Genomic DNA, 16,614 nt, shown 5'->3' on the forward strand with positions numbered 1-16,614 from the left:
GTGTCAAATAAATGGAATCCACCTAGTAAGTTTAGCAACTATCAAGCCAACTGATATTTCTTGTAAAATACATTAATTATCAATAGGTTATACGCATTACTTGAGAGACAAATAATTGACACTCTGATCCTTGAGTCGCTCTAGTGAGCTAGTGACGGTATTTTGTCGCTAACAAAGTATCCTTACTTTGTTAGCATCGGTTATGTGTTTAGTCGTTTATGCAAACAGACTGAGGCCATTGTAATGAGTATTAGAACCAGTGACTGCATTGTTTGTGTTTTCGGTTGTTGACTGGCTCTCTTGTTCGGCTCCTTGAGACAATTGTGCTTCTTGGCTGTCTTTATCGCCTTCTTGCTGCTGGCTGCTTACATCCAGATTACCCAGCTCGATTCCACTCTCGCTCAAAGAATCACGTAACCGATCCAGATTTTGCTCGATGAGGTCACGGGTTTGGCTATGGTGTACCTGAACAGCAATTTGAGTCACGCCATTTTGTTGAACGATTTTAACATTCAGCGGACCCAACTCCGGTGGATCAAGCTCAATCTGAGCGGTCTCTAAACCCGATTGCTTCATCCAGTTAATTTTTTGTGAAAAGTCGCCTTGCCAGTTTCGAGAATAAAGATCCAGTGGCGTTGTCGAAACCGGTTTTGCCGCCTGAACACTTTCATCTTGAGCTACTTTTAAAGACTGTTCGGGCAAAGCCGTAACATTTTCAATCACCGGAGCGGTGGGAGTTTTTGCCATCGGCTCACTATTTTGCATCAATATATTCTCTTTGCCAAAAAGCATCGAAGAGGCAAAAGATTTTTCGGCTAACTCTCCTTTTATAGGATTGAAGTTAAAATCAATCCCATCATCAAAAAACGCACCACTCTCTTCTGTGTTGGCCCAGTGTCCTGCCAGTTTGGATTTTTCGGCATCCTGCATCAATGGCATGATTTTATCTGCCGCACTCACTTGAGTTCCAATATCCGCTGGCTGTGATAGGGAATTAAGGGTTTGCTGGGTAGCGGTCTGAAAATTAAATAAGATAGGAGTGGACTTTGCGTCCAGTTGCAAGGTTCCTTGTTGAATATTCTCTGTAACCGATGTCGACATCAAGGTCGCAGAGTACTTTGCTGTCTCGGCATTTGCCCAGACTGCGGCTGTCGGTGCGATAGCGACCTCCCAGTCTTGAGGCAACATCTCACCGACTCCGGGAATATCTTTGCCTTCTACAAGATTAAGAGACCACAAAGGGTCAATAGAAACGCCCTCTTCAGGATTCTCCTGTGTGGACACGGAGTTAACGATTTGTTCGTTTAATTGCTGCGAAAACTCGCTATCAGAGGCGTTTGAGTCGCTATTTAGCTGGGTAGAAACTTTTTCTTGAGGGAGCTGTTCAAAATTAGACGCATCAAGTAGCAGTGGCTGTGTCACTTGCATTCTCCTTCGTTACGGACTTTACGAGAATGAAGCAATAAGGATGCCAGTGAATAACTGAATCAGCTTAGACTGACTTCAATATGGTCACCGCTTCTTCAAATAACTGCTTAATGGTGACTAACTGTTCTTCTGCTCCAGATAGGTCGCCGCCACGAGCAGACTGTTCCATCGCCTGGCATAATTGGGTAAGTTCGACAGCACCTAGGTTAGCGCTGGCGCCTTTAATACTATGAATGCTATTGGCCACCTGTTGGGCATCCTGGTTAGACAGGTGTTTTTCGACATCGATAAGCACTTTACGATTGTCGACATCATAGGCCTCAACGAGTATTCCAAAGTCATCGCCTAACAATTCTTTTAGTTCTAATATTTTCTCTTTCATAGTCTTTTCCTATCGCATCAAACCCCGTTATTTTCCGGTCGACCAGGAAAACACGACTTTAATCGTTGCTCCATTATTTTCAAACTCGACAGAATCTGCCAGTCGATAAAGCAACGGAAAGCCTCTTCCGCTATAACCTTTACTTTCAGCTTTCTTTAATGCTTTTTTATAGTCAAATCCTTCACCGCTGTCAGATACTTGAATTTCCAGGCGTCCTCCATTGTCGGAGGGACTGTGCTTAACATCGACTTTAACAAACCCTTCTTCAAGCTCTTCAAGTCGCAGCTGGCGCAATCGGTAATACTCTGCGAAACCTTCTGCCGAACTCTTCAATGATGACTTCAGCTTAAGCACACCATGCTCCAAAGCATTAGAATAAAGCTCCGTAAGTATGGTAAGCACCTGAGTACGAAACATCTGCAAATGGCCAATTTCCATTAATGGTTGTGACAATACCGGCAATGGATTAAAGTTGCGCAAAGAGTTTGGCCCCAGCTCTAACGAAAAACGACTGTCAGATGGACCCGAAGATAGCTCTCCCGTTAAGTTCTGCTCATCTTCTGGCCCTTTGTAATCGGTACTATAATGCACTTCGATATAAGTAATATCATCGCCCTGCTCAGGCTCTGTTTGAAACTCGTCGACATCTCTTAATAAGCAACCAAAAGCATCATCATCATTAATACCGCGCTTTAAGGCTTCCAGTAAACGCTCTTGACCAAACATTTCACCTTCTGAGTTTTCTGCTTCCGTAACACCATCGGTATAAGCAAACAAACGATCATCTTCTTGAAAGGAATAGATGCTAAAAGAGACATTAAGATTTTCGTTACCAACGATGCCTAAGGGTAAGTGGCTCGAAGGCAGCTCAATAAACTCGCCACTGGCTCGATTCATCAAATAAGCTTCTGGCAAACCAGCATTCCACACTTGAATATTATGTTCTTCAAAATCGATATGCGCGGCTAACGCACAACAGAAAAAACCCGTTGGCAGTACCGCATGCAAACGTCGATTTAACTCCTGAATAATCTCAACAAGCGCAAATCCTTTTAAGGTCATGCCAAAGAAAATATCACTCGTCGGCATAGCGCCAATAGCCGCAGGTAAACCATGTCCAGTAAAGTCACCCAGAAAAACATGAACACCGCCAAAAGGTCGTCGAGCGACTAATAAAATATCACCATTAAAAATAGACATTGGCGATGCGGTATACCGAATGTAAGGTTGATGCAGTTCGCCAGTATGCGCAATCTTATCAAAAATACGCTTAGCGACTTCTTGTTCCTGCAACATGTGATCAGTGTGAAACTGGATCTCGTCTCGTTGTTTTTCTATAGTGCGATATAGGTTATTGGTTCGTTCGAAAGCGCGTAACTTAGCCTCCAAAAAAACTTTATTAAAAGGTTTAGTAAAGAAGTCATCACCACCCACCTCCATGCAACGAACCAGATCAGCTTGCTCGGTAAGAGAAGTAATGAAAATAATAGGAACATAATGATTGGTCGTTAGCGCCTTAATTTTTTCGGCGGCCTGATAGCCATCCATTTCGGGCATGATGGCATCCAGAAAAACCAGATCAGGCGACTGTGAAACAAAGACTTCCATCGCAGTGACACCATTATCAGCCTCAAGCACTTCATGGCCACTGGCTTCTACGATTTTTTTTAAGATAAGTCGATCAGTAAAGTTATCTTCTGCTATCAGTATCTTCATTCAATAATGACTTAGTTAATAGTAAATAGCTGTTCAAAATTAGAAATTGCCAATATCTTTTTTATTTCGGTATTGCAATTTCTTAAGCTAATGGTTCCGTTAGTACCACCGGCATAATCTCTTAACAACAACAACATACCTAGCGCAGAGGAATCCAAATAGGTCGTTTCGGTCATATCAATGACATAAGTAGAAGGCTTTGGTGCAACCCCCTCATAAATATTACGAAAATCCTGATGAGCACTAAAGTCAAACTTTCCCGAAATTTTTATCGTCAACTCAGAATTCGATAAGCTTGATGTAATTCCCATAAGCGTCTCCTAACACTCCTAAACATCGCACGATGGCTACCCATAAAATCAAAACCACCCCACAAATTATAGACTCAGAATAATATTTTGGGGGCGACTCTATTATTTAAGCACTGCTTGTTGCATATATACACTGTTTATTTGCAAACACACCAACAAATCTCACTAACGAGATATTGCTCGAATAATTCCTGCGGGTACCTTACTTAAAGGCAGTACTTTCATTGCTGCATTCATTGCCACAGCGGCACCCGGCATGCCCCAGACCACACTGGATGCTTCATCTTGTGCAATCGTAAACCCACCACTATTGCGAATATCCAACATGCCAGCAGCACCATCAGCGCCCATTCCGGTAAGCAAAGCGCAAACGACTTTTTTACCACAAGTGTCTGCTAACGACTGAAACAAAACATCCACGGCTGGACGATGTCGATTCACTTTCTCAGAGGTTAACAAGCTACCCATTAACCGTCCGCTCTGACGCCTTACAAAAAGATGTTTATCACCAGGTGCCAAATAAGCACATCCCGGCTCCAACTCCATCGGCGATGTCACTTCAAACACATTGATATCGCTTTCAGAATCCAAACGTTTAGCAAAGGAGGTAGAGAATGCAGCAGGAATGTGTTGTGTCATAACAATGGGTGGTAACCCAACAGGCAAAGCTTTGAGCACCTGCTTGATGGCTTCGGTTCCACCTGTTGAAGCACCAATGGCAATGACCTCATAGAGATCGTTAGTTGATACCGGCGTTGCGGTTGCTATTTTTTGAGGTTGCATTGCAGCCCGCACATTAGAACGAGCAGCACCTTTAACTTTTTCGATAATGTCATCGGCATAGTCAGCCAATGAGTTTTTAATATCAGCAGACGGTTTACAAATATAATCAAAGGCGCCTAGCTCCAGTGCTTTTAAGGTGACATCCGCTCCTGCCGCAGTTAAGGTGGATATCATCACAACAGGCATTGGTCGAAGGCGCATCAAATTCCGAAGAAAAGTGATTCCATCCATCTTTGGCATTTCAACATCCAAAGTAATCACGTCGGGATTATAACGTTTTATTTTTTCTCGGGCTTCAATGGGATCTTCTGCAGTGGCAATCACCTCAATTTCAGGGTCACCATCAAGAATTTCTTTTAATAACAGACGAATCAAAGCGGAGTCATCAACGATTAACACGCGCGTTTTTGTTTTCATTAGATTAGGTAAACCCCGCTCATGTTAATCAAACAGCTCCACCGACCCGGTTGACTCCTGGGCCGAAATATTATTCATGTAATCATCTTCTCGTCTCACAATAGTATCGTTATGCATATTGCGTAATCGTTTTACTTTAACCACCCCAGTTAAAGGGTCATAAACCACTTTTCTTGGCAGGTTGCCCCCCATATCTTCTGATATTACTTTTAGCGCTTCTGAGGTTGTATATTGAGTAATAAACTTAATGTTTTTTTCGCCTACATCACTCATGCGTTTAATAACGTTAGCACCACCAAAAAGCTTCACCTCCAAATACCGACGTTCACCACCATGAGTGATGATGTTATTGATCAAATACTCCATAGCAAAATTGCCGTAGCGAGCGGAGGCACTGACTAGAGAATCTGCCTGAGAACTCGAAGGCAACATAAAATGATTCATGCCCCCCACACCATTAACTGTGTCACGAATACAAGCCGCAATACAAGAACCTAACACGGTAACAATCATCTCTTCCTGATTGGTAACATACCATTCACCAGGTTTAATTTTTGCGGCCACCTTTTTGTTCGAAGGGTCATAGTAACGAGAGACGTTCTCGAAACCTTCAATACAGGGAGGCAGATTCTTTTTACTTCGCGAAAACATCCTCTACACCTTACAGAAAATTGTTTTGCCTTTTGACTCAAACTTAGCTCCCATCTCTCCAATTGACTCGGAGTGACCAAGCATCAAGTAGCCGCCGGGTGTTAACTTGTCATAGAATCGACGAATAAGCTTTTGTTGTGTCTCCTTGTTAAAGTAAATCAGCACATTGCGGCAAAATATCACATCGAACGCTCCCTTCATGGGCCACGGCTTCATAAGGTTAAGATGTTTAAAATGAATCGCTGAGCGTATTCTACTTTTCACTTGGTACAAATCCGCTTGCTTTCCTCGATTAAACCCCATACTGATCACACTAGAAGGCAACTTATCTACCTTCTCACACTCATAAACACCGGTACGAGCTTTATCCAAAACGTTGGTATCAAGATCCGTTGCTAAAATCTTAATATCCCAGTTTTTGCGACCCGCAATCAAAGACGATAAAGTCATTGAAATACTATAGGGCTCTTCTCCAGTGCTGCACCCAGCAGACCAAACTCGAATACGCTGATCATGCTTATGCTTTGCGACCAACTCATCAATCACCGTATTCTTTAAATAGTCAAAGTGATGTTCTTCACGAAAAAAATAGGTCAGGTTAGTCGTTATCGCATTGATAAAGTTAACCATCTCATCTTCTGCAGACTCCAGACTTTGTAAGTACTCTTTAACCGTACTGAGTTTTAACTCTCTTAACCGACGGGCAAGCCGCCCATAAACCATATCGAATTTATGTTCGGCCAGATTAATACCCGCCTGATTGAAGATCAAACTCCTTACTTGGTCAAAGTCTGTCTTAGTAAAGATAAACTCTTTTGCTACGGCCAATTAAAACTCTTCCCATTCGTCGTCGTCATCAGCCATCATGGCGCCCGAAGATGGCTGGTTAGAGCCAACAAGCTTACCGCCTCTCACAGGGCTTCGAACACTGGCTCGAGAAGTACCTTCGCCTCCCGTATTAAAGAAGCGCATTAGCTCAAGTAAATTACCCGCTTGCTCATCCAAAGATTCGGCGGATGCTGCCGCTTGCTCAACCAAAGCTGCGTTTTGTTGTGTCATTTCATCCATCTGGTTAACGGCTTCGTTAACCTGCTGAATACCGGATGCCTGCTCCTGACTGGCGTTATCAATGTCTTTGACAATGCCAGAGACTTCGTTCACGGATTTCACAATACTGGTCAGCATCTCACCGGACTCACCTACCAAACGAGTACCATCAGATACTTTGCCGACACTGTCCTGAATAAGCTCTTTGATTTCTTTTGCAGCATCAGCACTGCGCTGGGCCAGATTACGTACTTCAGAGGCAACCACGGCAAAACCTCGACCTTGTTCACCCGCTCTTGCGGCTTCCACCGAAGCATTTAAGGCCAATAGATTGGTCTGGAAGGCAATTTCATCAATAACCCCAATGATGTCAGAAATTTTCTTCGATGACGCTTCGATTTCGCTCATGGCCGTGACCGCATCACCAACAACCTCTCCACCTTTCTGCGCCAAATCTTTGGCTTGATCAGAAACTTCATTCGCTGACTTTGCATTATCTGCGTTTTCTTTTACAGTACTGGTAAACTCATCCATACTGGAGGCCGTTTCTTCAAGGCTGGAAGCTTGTTCTTCTGTACGCTGGCTTAAATCAGAGTTTCCTTGAGCAATTTCTTTGGCAGAACTAGAAACATGACTGGCTGACTCGATGATTTCCATCACCATCGACTTGAGCTGCTCCATCGAAGAGTTCATTGCAACTTTTAAATCTTCGAAATCTGGATCGACTTCTTCGCTAATGGTTTTATCAACATCACCCGTCGATAGCGACAATAGAGCTTCTCTCAATAGCGAAATAGAACGTTTTCTGGCCGTTACATCGGTAGCAAATTTAACCACCTTAAATGGATTTCCATTTAAATCCAGTATTGGGTTATAAGACGCTTGAATCCAGATTTCTTTTCCGCCTTTGCCAATACGCTTATATTCACCCACCTGGAACTCTCCACGACCCAGCATTTCCCAGAATTGAGTGTACTCAGGGCTGGTGCGCATCTCCGGCTCAACAAACATACTATGATGCTGCCCCTTGATCTCGGCAAGAGAGTAGCCCATGGCCCCCAGGAAGTTTTCGTTAGCGTCTTGAATGTATCCTTTCATATCAAACTCGATGACAGCAGTCGATTTACCTACTGCCTCGATTTGACCAGAATAGTCAGCATTTCTTACTTTTTCTGCGGTGACTTCTGTTGCGTACTTCACCACTTTAAAAGGCTTGCCAAACATATCTAAAATAGGATTGTAAGAAGCTTGAATCCAAATTTCTTTTCCGCTTTTTGTAATGCGTTTGTACTCACCAGACTCATAATCCCCTTGGTTCAACCGCTTCCAGAACTGTGAGTATTCCGCAGAATTTTTAAGTTCTTCTGGAGCAAAGATGCTGTGATGCTTCCCTTGAATTTCTTCCAGATCATATCCAGTAGTTTTAAGGAAGTTTTCATTGGCTTCAATAATAGTGCCATCCATTTCAAACTCAATAACGGCATAAGACTTACCAATGGCGTCAATCTGGCCAGAGAAGTTGGCAAAATCAGGATCAGACATTAAATCTTCCCACTGGACACAGGTACCCAGCCTATTACCGTCTTCGTCTTTTAGCGCAAAGGCAGTTAACCTAAAGCGAATATCACCGACATTAATTTCAGATTTATAGGGTAAACGACTCTCATCTTCTAATATTGCTCTTTGGTGCGCCGGATTTTTGTGGAAAATATCGATATTCTTTCCAACTAAATCGTCAACACTAAAGCCCGGGAAGACACCTCGCAATTGGTTTTCTCGAACTTTTAACAAGTCTCTTACCGCAGGGTTTAGTGAAACGATGTTCAGGTCATTGTCTGCCATCATCAGTGAGACTTGAGCAAACTCAACGGCGGAAGCCAGACGACCCACTTCGGTCATCCTTTCCAATAAAACATCCTGCATATTTTCGAAAGCTCGAAATAGGTCCGCAAACTCATCTTTACCCTCTGAGTCGATATGATTATCTAACTTACCTTCGGATATGTTTTTACATAGAGCTCCTGCATTGCCTAGCGTGGTCACAGTATTACGAACGATAAAGGCACCTAGAAATATTGCCAATATCGTCGCAATGGAAACGGAGACAATTTCTGCATTACGTTCGGCTTCTAGCTCTGAAACTCGATCATTAAGCACATCCATTAGTGCTTGTGTCAACACATCTAGATCTTTATAAATGATATTAATTGACTGAGTTGTTCTATCAAAAAACTCTTTTGAGTCATAACTTAAAGTATCTACAAAAATGATATTATCTTCGACCAAGCCAATGGCCTCATCAATCGCCGATTTGACCTTGTCAAAATCTCCGCTTAGCCGACTACGCAAGCCTTCTCCCTGTTTATCGCTGTAGTCAAAAATTTTACTCTCGTTATACTCAAATGTTTTTTTCAAATCTTTAGCATTGGCTTTTAAAGTCACCAATGTAATTTCTCTATCTTTACTCAAGGTTCCCGTCGCAAGAGCGGCGGTACCGTTCGCTCTTATCTTTCCTATCGCATTGCCTAACTTAGGAAAAGTCTTGGTGATCAAAAGAGCCATGTACTTTGCATCACCATCGGGGTCAAAGGATAGCTTTGATTTTCCAGCCACATTGGAGGCAGTTTCTAATAGCTGTTCAATTAATAAGTTATGTCTTTGAATACCTTCGTTGGCTGAAATTCGGGCGCTGTCGGAATCAAGTTTTCCCCAAGTTGATTTCAACTTCTCGACGTTATTATAAATATCTGATTTTCCACCTGACTTTTGTTGGCCAAGCGCAGGGCTTTCATTGAGAGCTCTTAACAAATTAGAAAAGTTCTTTGATGTTTTGTCTGCTGTATTGTCCAAGGCTGATCGAAGATTCTGATTGCCATTAGCAAACCCCGCCTGAGCACCACGATGCTCTGCCGTTGTCTTGATGACATTATAAATAGCTTGAGCAACTTTAACGCCCTCAAGCTCATCCTCACTGTCATGAATGGATTTATTCAAAGAACCCACCAGCAAGACAATAACAAAGAATAAAGGTATCAGCAGAAGCACAAACACTGCACCTAACTTATAGGACATTTTAATATTTTTTAACCAACTCAGCATCTCCGCCTCCAGCCATACTACGATAGCATTTAGTTAGATAGTCTCAATTACCATTAAGTTAACGATGACAGCTCGTCGAAATCAAACGCCTTATTAATATCAACAACTGTCACTAATTTATCAGATACCGTTGCAACCCCTTTTAAATACTTGGACTCAATGGTCCCAGCAATACTTCCGCAAGGTTGAATACTGCTCTCATCCAGGTCATAAACCTCTGACACGGCATCAACTACAACACCAATCACTTTTTCACTTCCGCCATCATCCACTTTAATAACGATGACAACCGTCGTTTTTAAATACTCAACTTCGGTGACACCAAAGCGAATGCGCATATCCATAATAGGAATCACTACACCACGAAGATTAACAACGCCCTTCACATAGTTTGGAGCGTCCGGCAATGGTTTGGCTCTTTCCCACCCTCGAATTTCCTGAACCGCAAGAATGTTGATGCAGTATTCTTCTTCACCAATAAAAAACGATAAATACTGTTGTTTATTACTGGTTGACTGAATCATGAGACGGACTCCTCGGAGCGCTCTTCAGCTCCATAATGTTTTCTGATATCCGATAAAGCCAACAGTCCTTCTACATCCAAAATAACAACGACACCATCATCAACATTACACAACCCCATCACAAAGCTGGCATCAATACTGCCGCTCATATCAGGTGCATCTTTTATCTCACTTTCGTCGATATTTAATACATCGGATACGGCATCAACCACCACACCCATCACTCGGCTAATGCCCGCTTCTTCCACACTCAGAACAATAACGACGGTTGTCTCGTTGTACTCTTGAAACTCCATATTAAAGCGCTGACGAAGATCAATAATAGGGACAATGTTGCCACGTATATTAATGACACCTTTCACATATTCTGGAGCATTAGGTAACATGGTAGGTGTTTGCCAGCCACGAATCTCGTTGACAGACAAAATATCAATGCAATAGGTTTCACCCTGTAGTGAAACGGTGAGAAACTGCTTACCGATGGTTTCATTAATATCGTGGTAAGTGTCGTCCTCACCAATATAAGGAATGGTATCACTTGCTACATCATTCATGCTGCGTAGGCCTTTTTGCTTTTCTTGGTAAGGTTGACACGCTTAATCATCCCCCCGATATCAAGAATCAAAGCGACTCGACCATCTCCGAGTATCGTAGCGCCAGAAATACCATCGATTGAAATAAAGTTGGTATCAAGGCTTTTGATAACCACTTGTTGTTGAGCCAGCAACTCATCGACCATCAAGCCAACTTTGACGCCCTCTGCTTCTACAACAACCACCGTTGCATCATCATAAGATTTAAACTCAGCATCGATGCAAAATTCTTCACAAATTTTTACGATGGGAACATGATCTTCACGCAGTCGATAGACTTCGGTATTACCTACAATCTTGGTAATTTCTTGATTCTTTAACTGTAAGGACTCAACAATAGAAATCAAAGGCACGATGAAAATCTGATCGCCAACACGGATGACCTGACCATCCAGTATGGCTAGGGTTAGTGGTAACCGTATACTAAAGGTACTGCCGTGACCCGGTGTTGAGGAAACTTCAACACTGCCACCAAGAGAATTAATATTACGTTTAACCACATCCATACCAACACCACGACCAGAAACGTCAGAAATAGTGTCAGCGGTAGAAAACCCTGGCTCAAAAATTAAATTATTAATTTGCTCGACGGTAAGCTCACTTTTCTCATCAATAACACCCCGTTCAATGGCTTTTTCTTTTACTTTTTCAGCATTGATACCGGCACCATCATCAGTAATCTCTATAACGATATTGCCCCCTTGATGATAAGCATTAAGTATGACCTTCCCGACTCTGGGCTTGCCTGCCTGTTCTCGTTTATCAGGAGACTCAATGCCGTGATCCATGGAGTTGCGCACTAGGTGCACCATCGGATCGCCAATCTGCTCCATCACGGTTTTGTCAAGTTCGGTACCTTCTCCAATCAGTTCAAGTTCAACTTCTTTATCCAGTTTTTTAGCTAAATCTCTGACCATTCTTGGAAATCGATTAAAAACAAAACTGATCGGTAACATACGAATACGCATAACGCTTTCTTGTAGCTCACGAGTGTTTTGTTCTAACTGAATCAATCCTTCTTTAAGGCGTTCCAGTTTTTCCAGATTAAAATCATCTCCCATCTGACCTAACATAGACTGGGTAATAACAAGCTCACCCACCAGATTAATTAGACTGTCTACTTTATCGATACCCACTCGAATGGAACTGGAGCCCGTCGACGCCACTTTCGCAGGTTTTTTATCTGCAGCTGCGGTATCTTTGACTTCTTTTTTGGGTGCTACCTGAAGTTGACGATTATCAGCAGCAGGAGCTGCTTCTGGAGTTGCAGCAGGTGAACCTGGAGCCGTAGCTTCTACCGCAGCCGCAGGTGCAACTTCATCCACCGCCACAGAAGCCTTGGTGCCAAGTCGCTCCTCAGCAGCCGACAATGGTAGGTGCTCGTAACCAAGTTCGCTCTCGTCTTTTACCCACTCAAACACTTCTTCAATTTGCAACAGGTCAACGTCGGCATTTAAAATAATGCTCCAGCTTAGGTAGCAAAGTTCTTCTTCAATCTCTTCTAGAGAAGGGAGTTTTTGGTGATGACAAACAACGGTAATTTCGCCAAGCAATGATAGCTCTTTGAACATTCGACTGGGTTCATTACCCGTTCTTAAGATATGTGACTCAGGAGCAAACTGAATCAGCCAGCTCATGCTCTCATCATCAGTAGCCTCAACAACATTACTGCTAGCGGAGCTTTCTGCTACAGCAGCACTTTCTCCATTGCCTTCGCCAGCACCTTCTTCACTCACCATCGCTTCAAGTGCATCTGAAATTTCTTTATAAAGAGACTCAGGCACAGGCTCGTGGGCCTGCAGTAACTGCAGCATGTCTTTTAATACGTCAACGGATTGCAGCAATAGATCAACCGCTTCGACGGTAACCTCTCGCTCTCCATTGCGCATTTCATCCAGCAAAGTTTCCAGGATGTGCGTAAAGCTGGAAACTTCTTCAAACTTAAAGGTTGCACTACCGCCTTTAATCGAATGTGCGGCTCGAAAGATAGAGTTGATTGTTTCGTTATCCGTTTCGCCAGGTGATAAACCCAGCAAACCTTGCTCCATGATTTCAAGTCCTTCGAAGCTTTCTTCAAAAAAAACCTGATGGAACTGACTTAAATCAATGCTCATAGATGAGTTCCCACTGGTACTAACAACCGATCAACGCAAGACTTTTTGGACAGTAGAAATTAATTGCTCTGGGTTAAAAGGCTTTACTATCCAACCAGTTGCTCCGGCTTTTTTTCCTGCCATTTTCTTATCGGCAGTCGACTCGGTTGTCAGCATCAAGATAGGAGTAAATTTGTAGGCGGGTAATTGGCGTAGTTGGGTAACCAGCTCAATACCATCCATCACTGGCATATTGACATCCGAAATAACCACATCGTACTTATTCGCCTGTGCAAGCCCCAGTGCCTGTTTACCATCAGCAGCTTCATCCACATCATAACTTGCACTTTTCAATGTAAAAGCAACCATTTGGCGCATAGAGCTTGAATCATCAACGGCCAATATTTTTGTCATCTGAGCTCTCCATAAAAAGACTGTAATTCTAAACTTTCTAACATACCCAAAATCTGAACACCTCTGAGTAACTCTTCCGAGGGCTTTTGCCAGGAAATATCGATATCTTTTTGTCTAGCTTCTCGGATAAAAGAGAACAGCAGCTGGACTCCTGCTGAATCGGTACGTTCAACCTTGCCACCATTGATGACAAAACTTTCAGGATTTTTTTCCAGCGCTTTCACCAATCGCTCTTTAAGAGCATTGGCATGTTGGATATCCAGATGAGAGCCACAACTAACAGATACTTTGTTCCCCATGAGAATCTCGACTTGAATATAAAGACTTAATTTATTTTCGTAGTAATTTATATAGCAGATAATTTAAACTTTGCGCCCTTTTGGACTAAAAAATATTTTTTAAATTCATATCATTAGTGGTAATTATTGAGAGCCTGAGTTCGATAACTCATTTGGAGATTAACACTCAAAATGCCTTCCGCAAATAGCTCTCAACGGATAATAAATAGATGAAGATGTGACGAGCGTTTGTCACTCTTTGGAGACTGTTTTTGTCGTATTCAAAGAAGGTAACACCTAGGACTTATTATGCCGACTAGAACTGTTAAACGTATCTTCGGCGGCTCGAGATTCTTTAATGTCTGATTCTTTTATCTCTGCTGTGCGAACCTTTTGTTGGTAACGATTGACGGCTTCGGCACGGCTGTTTTGTTTTTGCCAGAGCTTTCTTTTTTCTGCCATCTCTTTTTGCAACTTATTAAGCTGATGTTTTTGTTGTTCTATCGCATTATCGAGTTGCCCTAAAAAATGCTTATAATGCTGCAGTTGCGCACCGGACATTCCTTTACCTGCACGAAAATGAAACTCTGCCAGATAATCGGCACGATAACGCACTAACTCACTGAGACGATGCTCAGCATTTTGGCAAGATTGATTCGCTTTGCCCAGGGCATCAGCAGCGCCCTGCTCTTTTTGCTTGGCCAGGCGCTTTACCGGCTCAATGCGTTGCGATCTTGGTTTCATGAGTTAATCACTCCAGGTAACGCGGCGGTGGTTGACTGAAGGAGCTCGGTCAGTTTCAACAAATTGTTCTGGCGTTCGGCTTTTTCATCAATGTCTTGCTGCAAAAATTCACGAATAGCGGGCATCAGCTGAATCGCTTCATCAATGTCTTGATCACTGCCTTGCTCATAAGCACCAATGCTGATCAAATCTCGATTGCGCTGATAGGTGGAATAAATGCGTTTGAACTGTCGGATCATGAGCTGCTGTTCTTTATGGGTGATCTGCGTGATAGCACGACTCACCGACTGCTCAATATCGATAGCGGGATAATGCCCCTCATCAGCGAGACTACGTGATAACACAACATGTCCGTCCAGAATCGCGCGAGCAGCATCAACAATAGGATCTTGCTGATCGTCGCCTTCTGCCAGCACGGTGTAAAAGGCCGTGATAGACCCACCTTCTTTTTCGGCGTTGCCCGCTCTTTCGACCAACTGGGGCAACTTGGCAAATACCGAGGGTGGATAGCCTTTAGTAGCGGGAGGCTCTCCGACCGCCAAAGCGATTTCTCGTTGTGCCTGACAGAATCGCGTTAACGAATCCATCAGCAATAAAACGTTTTGTCCTTTATCGCGAAACGACTCGGCAATCGCCGTGGCCACCTGTGCTCCTTGTAATCGCATCAAAGGAGGATTATCTGCGGGTACAGCAACAACCACCGAACGCTCGCGCCCTTCAATGCCAAGAATGTTTTCGATAAATTCTTTTACCTCTCGTCCTCGCTCTCCGATGAGTCCCACTACGATCACATCGGCTTCGGTAAAGCGGGTCATCATACCCAGCAAGACCGACTTACCCACGCCGCTTCCGGCCAGTAATCCCATGCGCTGACCTCGACCAACCGTCAATAATGAGTCAATGGCCGCAACGCCCACGTCCAATGGCGAATCAATGGGATGACGTAACAGAGGATTAATCGGTTGTCCTTGCAACGGATAGCTTTCGTCAGCCTCTAGTGGGCCAAGTCCATCAATAGGTTGTCCCAAACCATCCAGTACTCGTCCCAGCAAGCCATTACCCACTTTAATATTGGCCGATGCGCCTAAAGGCGTTACCTTGGCCCCCGGGCCAAAACCTTCAACTTCGCTGGTAGACATCAAGTAAATTTTATCGTGAGCGAATCCAACCACTTCTGCCGTCGCCTGATGACCATTGCGCGAGGTAATAATGCAACGTTCACCGATATTAACCTGGCACCCGATGGCTTCCATTGTCATCCCTACCATGCGCGTTAACTTTCCGTCCACCACAGGATCAGGCGCAGAACTCAACTTCTGTTGATAGTGTTTGAGCGATTGAGCAAAATCAGTTTGATGCATCGTCTTCACGCTGGCGTTGTTCGCCAAAAATATGACCAAAAATATCGGCGATGCGTTTCTCTATGGTTGCATCAATACTGGAGGCTGTTGTTTTGACCTGGCAACCTCCTCGAGTGACGGTGGGATCGTCCAACACTTTCCAGTGATGTTCGCCTCCTCCATCCAGATGAAATAATTTGTTAACCAGTTGCACATCGTCTGGATGCAGATGAACGCGAATATCTTGCGAGCGCTCAGGTAACATCGACAGAGCTTCGCGAATGACGGCAACAATTTGTTCTGGGGCTTGTTGTATCTCTCGACGAATAAGCTGATGGGTTATGGCGCAGGTGAGATCTTTTAAGGCTTCTTCTACGGCCTCTTGTTGTTCTATCAAAGGATCCTGAAGGTGAGTCATTAATTGCTCGAAACGCTGTTTCCATTGAGCCACTTCGGCTTCGGCCGCTTGCAAACCTTGTTGCAGTCCGTCTTCTTTCCCTTTTTCTAAACCTTCGTCATAGGCTGCTTGACGGATCTGTTCAATCTCTTCTGCTGTTGGTGGAGCATCGATTAATTCTTCAACGATAGGTTCAACTTCTATTTCAGCTTCTTTTTCTTGCCCCAGCTGATTAAAACTCATCCGAGTTAAATTGGCGGCAGTCTCGCCTTTTATAACAACCGATTCATTTTTTTTGTTCTTTGTTTTGGCAGGACTTGCAGAACCCTCTGTCGCTTGACCAGAGGCTTCTTGCTCAGCCATTAAAGCATCAATATCGAATTGCTCTGCCATTACT

General features: G+C 43.5%; 16 protein-coding genes. All 16 read right to left on the reverse strand.

Going from position 1 to position 16,614, the window contains the following annotated elements; translation table 11 throughout:
- Positions 1–216: 216 nt before the first annotated feature.
- Complete coding sequence (locus tag NH399_RS25990) at positions 217–1,422, reverse strand: flagellar hook-length control protein FliK (protein ID WP_253042450.1); 1,206 nt, start codon at positions 1,420–1,422, stop codon at positions 217–219.
- A gap of 70 nt (positions 1,423–1,492) precedes the next feature.
- Positions 1,493–1,810: an Hpt domain-containing protein gene (locus NH399_RS17670; RefSeq protein WP_253042452.1), complete on the reverse strand. Its 318-nt coding sequence runs from the start codon at positions 1,808–1,810 to the stop codon at positions 1,493–1,495.
- Between the two features lie 27 nt (positions 1,811–1,837).
- A complete protein-coding gene (locus tag NH399_RS17675) occupies positions 1,838–3,526 on the reverse strand; it encodes a fused response regulator/phosphatase (RefSeq protein ID WP_253042453.1) in 1,689 nt (562 codons plus the stop codon).
- A gap of 11 nt (positions 3,527–3,537) precedes the next feature.
- The gene (locus tag NH399_RS17680; RefSeq protein ID WP_253042455.1) at positions 3,538–3,837 is read right to left on the reverse strand and encodes an STAS domain-containing protein; all 300 of its coding nucleotides are present in this window, start codon (positions 3,835–3,837) and stop codon (positions 3,538–3,540) included.
- Between the two features lie 165 nt (positions 3,838–4,002).
- Entirely contained in the window at positions 4,003–5,037 is a 1,035-nt protein-coding gene (locus NH399_RS17685) for a chemotaxis response regulator protein-glutamate methylesterase (RefSeq protein WP_253042457.1), read from the reverse strand.
- 24 nt (positions 5,038–5,061) lie between these two features.
- Positions 5,062–5,688 (reverse strand): chemoreceptor glutamine deamidase CheD, encoded by a 627-nt coding sequence (gene cheD / locus NH399_RS17690; RefSeq protein WP_253042459.1) that lies wholly within the window; start codon positions 5,686–5,688, stop codon positions 5,062–5,064.
- 3 nt (positions 5,689–5,691) lie between these two features.
- Positions 5,692–6,516 carry a protein-glutamate O-methyltransferase CheR gene (locus tag NH399_RS17695; protein ID WP_253042461.1) on the reverse strand — a complete coding sequence of 275 codons (825 nt, stop codon included), beginning with the start codon at positions 6,514–6,516 and terminating at the stop codon, positions 5,692–5,694.
- Positions 6,517–9,834, reverse strand: coding sequence for a methyl-accepting chemotaxis protein (locus NH399_RS25760; protein ID WP_305885099.1), 3,318 nt, complete (start codon positions 9,832–9,834; stop codon positions 6,517–6,519). It abuts the gene before it with no gap.
- Positions 9,835–9,887: 53 nt separating this feature from the next.
- A complete protein-coding gene (locus tag NH399_RS17710) occupies positions 9,888–10,358 on the reverse strand; it encodes a chemotaxis protein CheW (protein WP_253042463.1) in 471 nt (156 codons plus the stop codon).
- Positions 10,355–10,912: a chemotaxis protein CheW gene (locus NH399_RS17715; protein ID WP_253042465.1), complete on the reverse strand. Its 558-nt coding sequence runs from the start codon at positions 10,910–10,912 to the stop codon at positions 10,355–10,357. Before NH399_RS17715 ends, NH399_RS17710 begins: the two co-directional genes overlap by 4 nt.
- Positions 10,909–13,065, reverse strand: a complete 2,157-nt coding sequence (locus tag NH399_RS17720) for a chemotaxis protein CheA (protein WP_253042467.1) — start codon at positions 13,063–13,065, stop codon at positions 10,909–10,911. Before NH399_RS17720 ends, NH399_RS17715 begins: the two co-directional genes overlap by 4 nt.
- Before the next feature lie 30 nt (positions 13,066–13,095).
- Complete coding sequence (locus tag NH399_RS17725; RefSeq protein WP_253042469.1) at positions 13,096–13,458, reverse strand: response regulator; 363 nt, start codon at positions 13,456–13,458, stop codon at positions 13,096–13,098.
- Entirely contained in the window at positions 13,455–13,757 is a 303-nt protein-coding gene (locus NH399_RS17730) for an STAS domain-containing protein (protein ID WP_253042471.1), read from the reverse strand. Before NH399_RS17730 ends, NH399_RS17725 begins: the two co-directional genes overlap by 4 nt.
- A gap of 276 nt (positions 13,758–14,033) precedes the next feature.
- A complete protein-coding gene (fliJ, locus tag NH399_RS17735) occupies positions 14,034–14,480 on the reverse strand; it encodes a flagellar export protein FliJ (protein WP_253042473.1) in 447 nt (148 codons plus the stop codon).
- On the reverse strand, positions 14,477–15,841 hold the full coding sequence (fliI, locus tag NH399_RS17740; RefSeq protein ID WP_253042475.1) for a flagellar protein export ATPase FliI: 1,365 nt from the start codon (positions 15,839–15,841) through the stop codon (positions 14,477–14,479). Before fliI ends, fliJ begins: the two co-directional genes overlap by 4 nt.
- The gene (locus tag NH399_RS17745) at positions 15,828–16,610 is read right to left on the reverse strand and encodes a flagellar assembly protein FliH (protein WP_253042477.1); all 783 of its coding nucleotides are present in this window, start codon (positions 16,608–16,610) and stop codon (positions 15,828–15,830) included. The genes fliI and NH399_RS17745 overlap by 14 nt, the downstream gene beginning before the upstream one ends.
- Between the last annotated feature and the right edge of the window lie 4 nt (positions 16,611–16,614).

This window comes from Pleionea sp. CnH1-48 (genome assembly GCF_024124665.1).
In the GTDB taxonomy this organism is placed as follows: Bacteria; Pseudomonadota; Gammaproteobacteria; order Enterobacterales; family Kangiellaceae; genus JAMXSB01.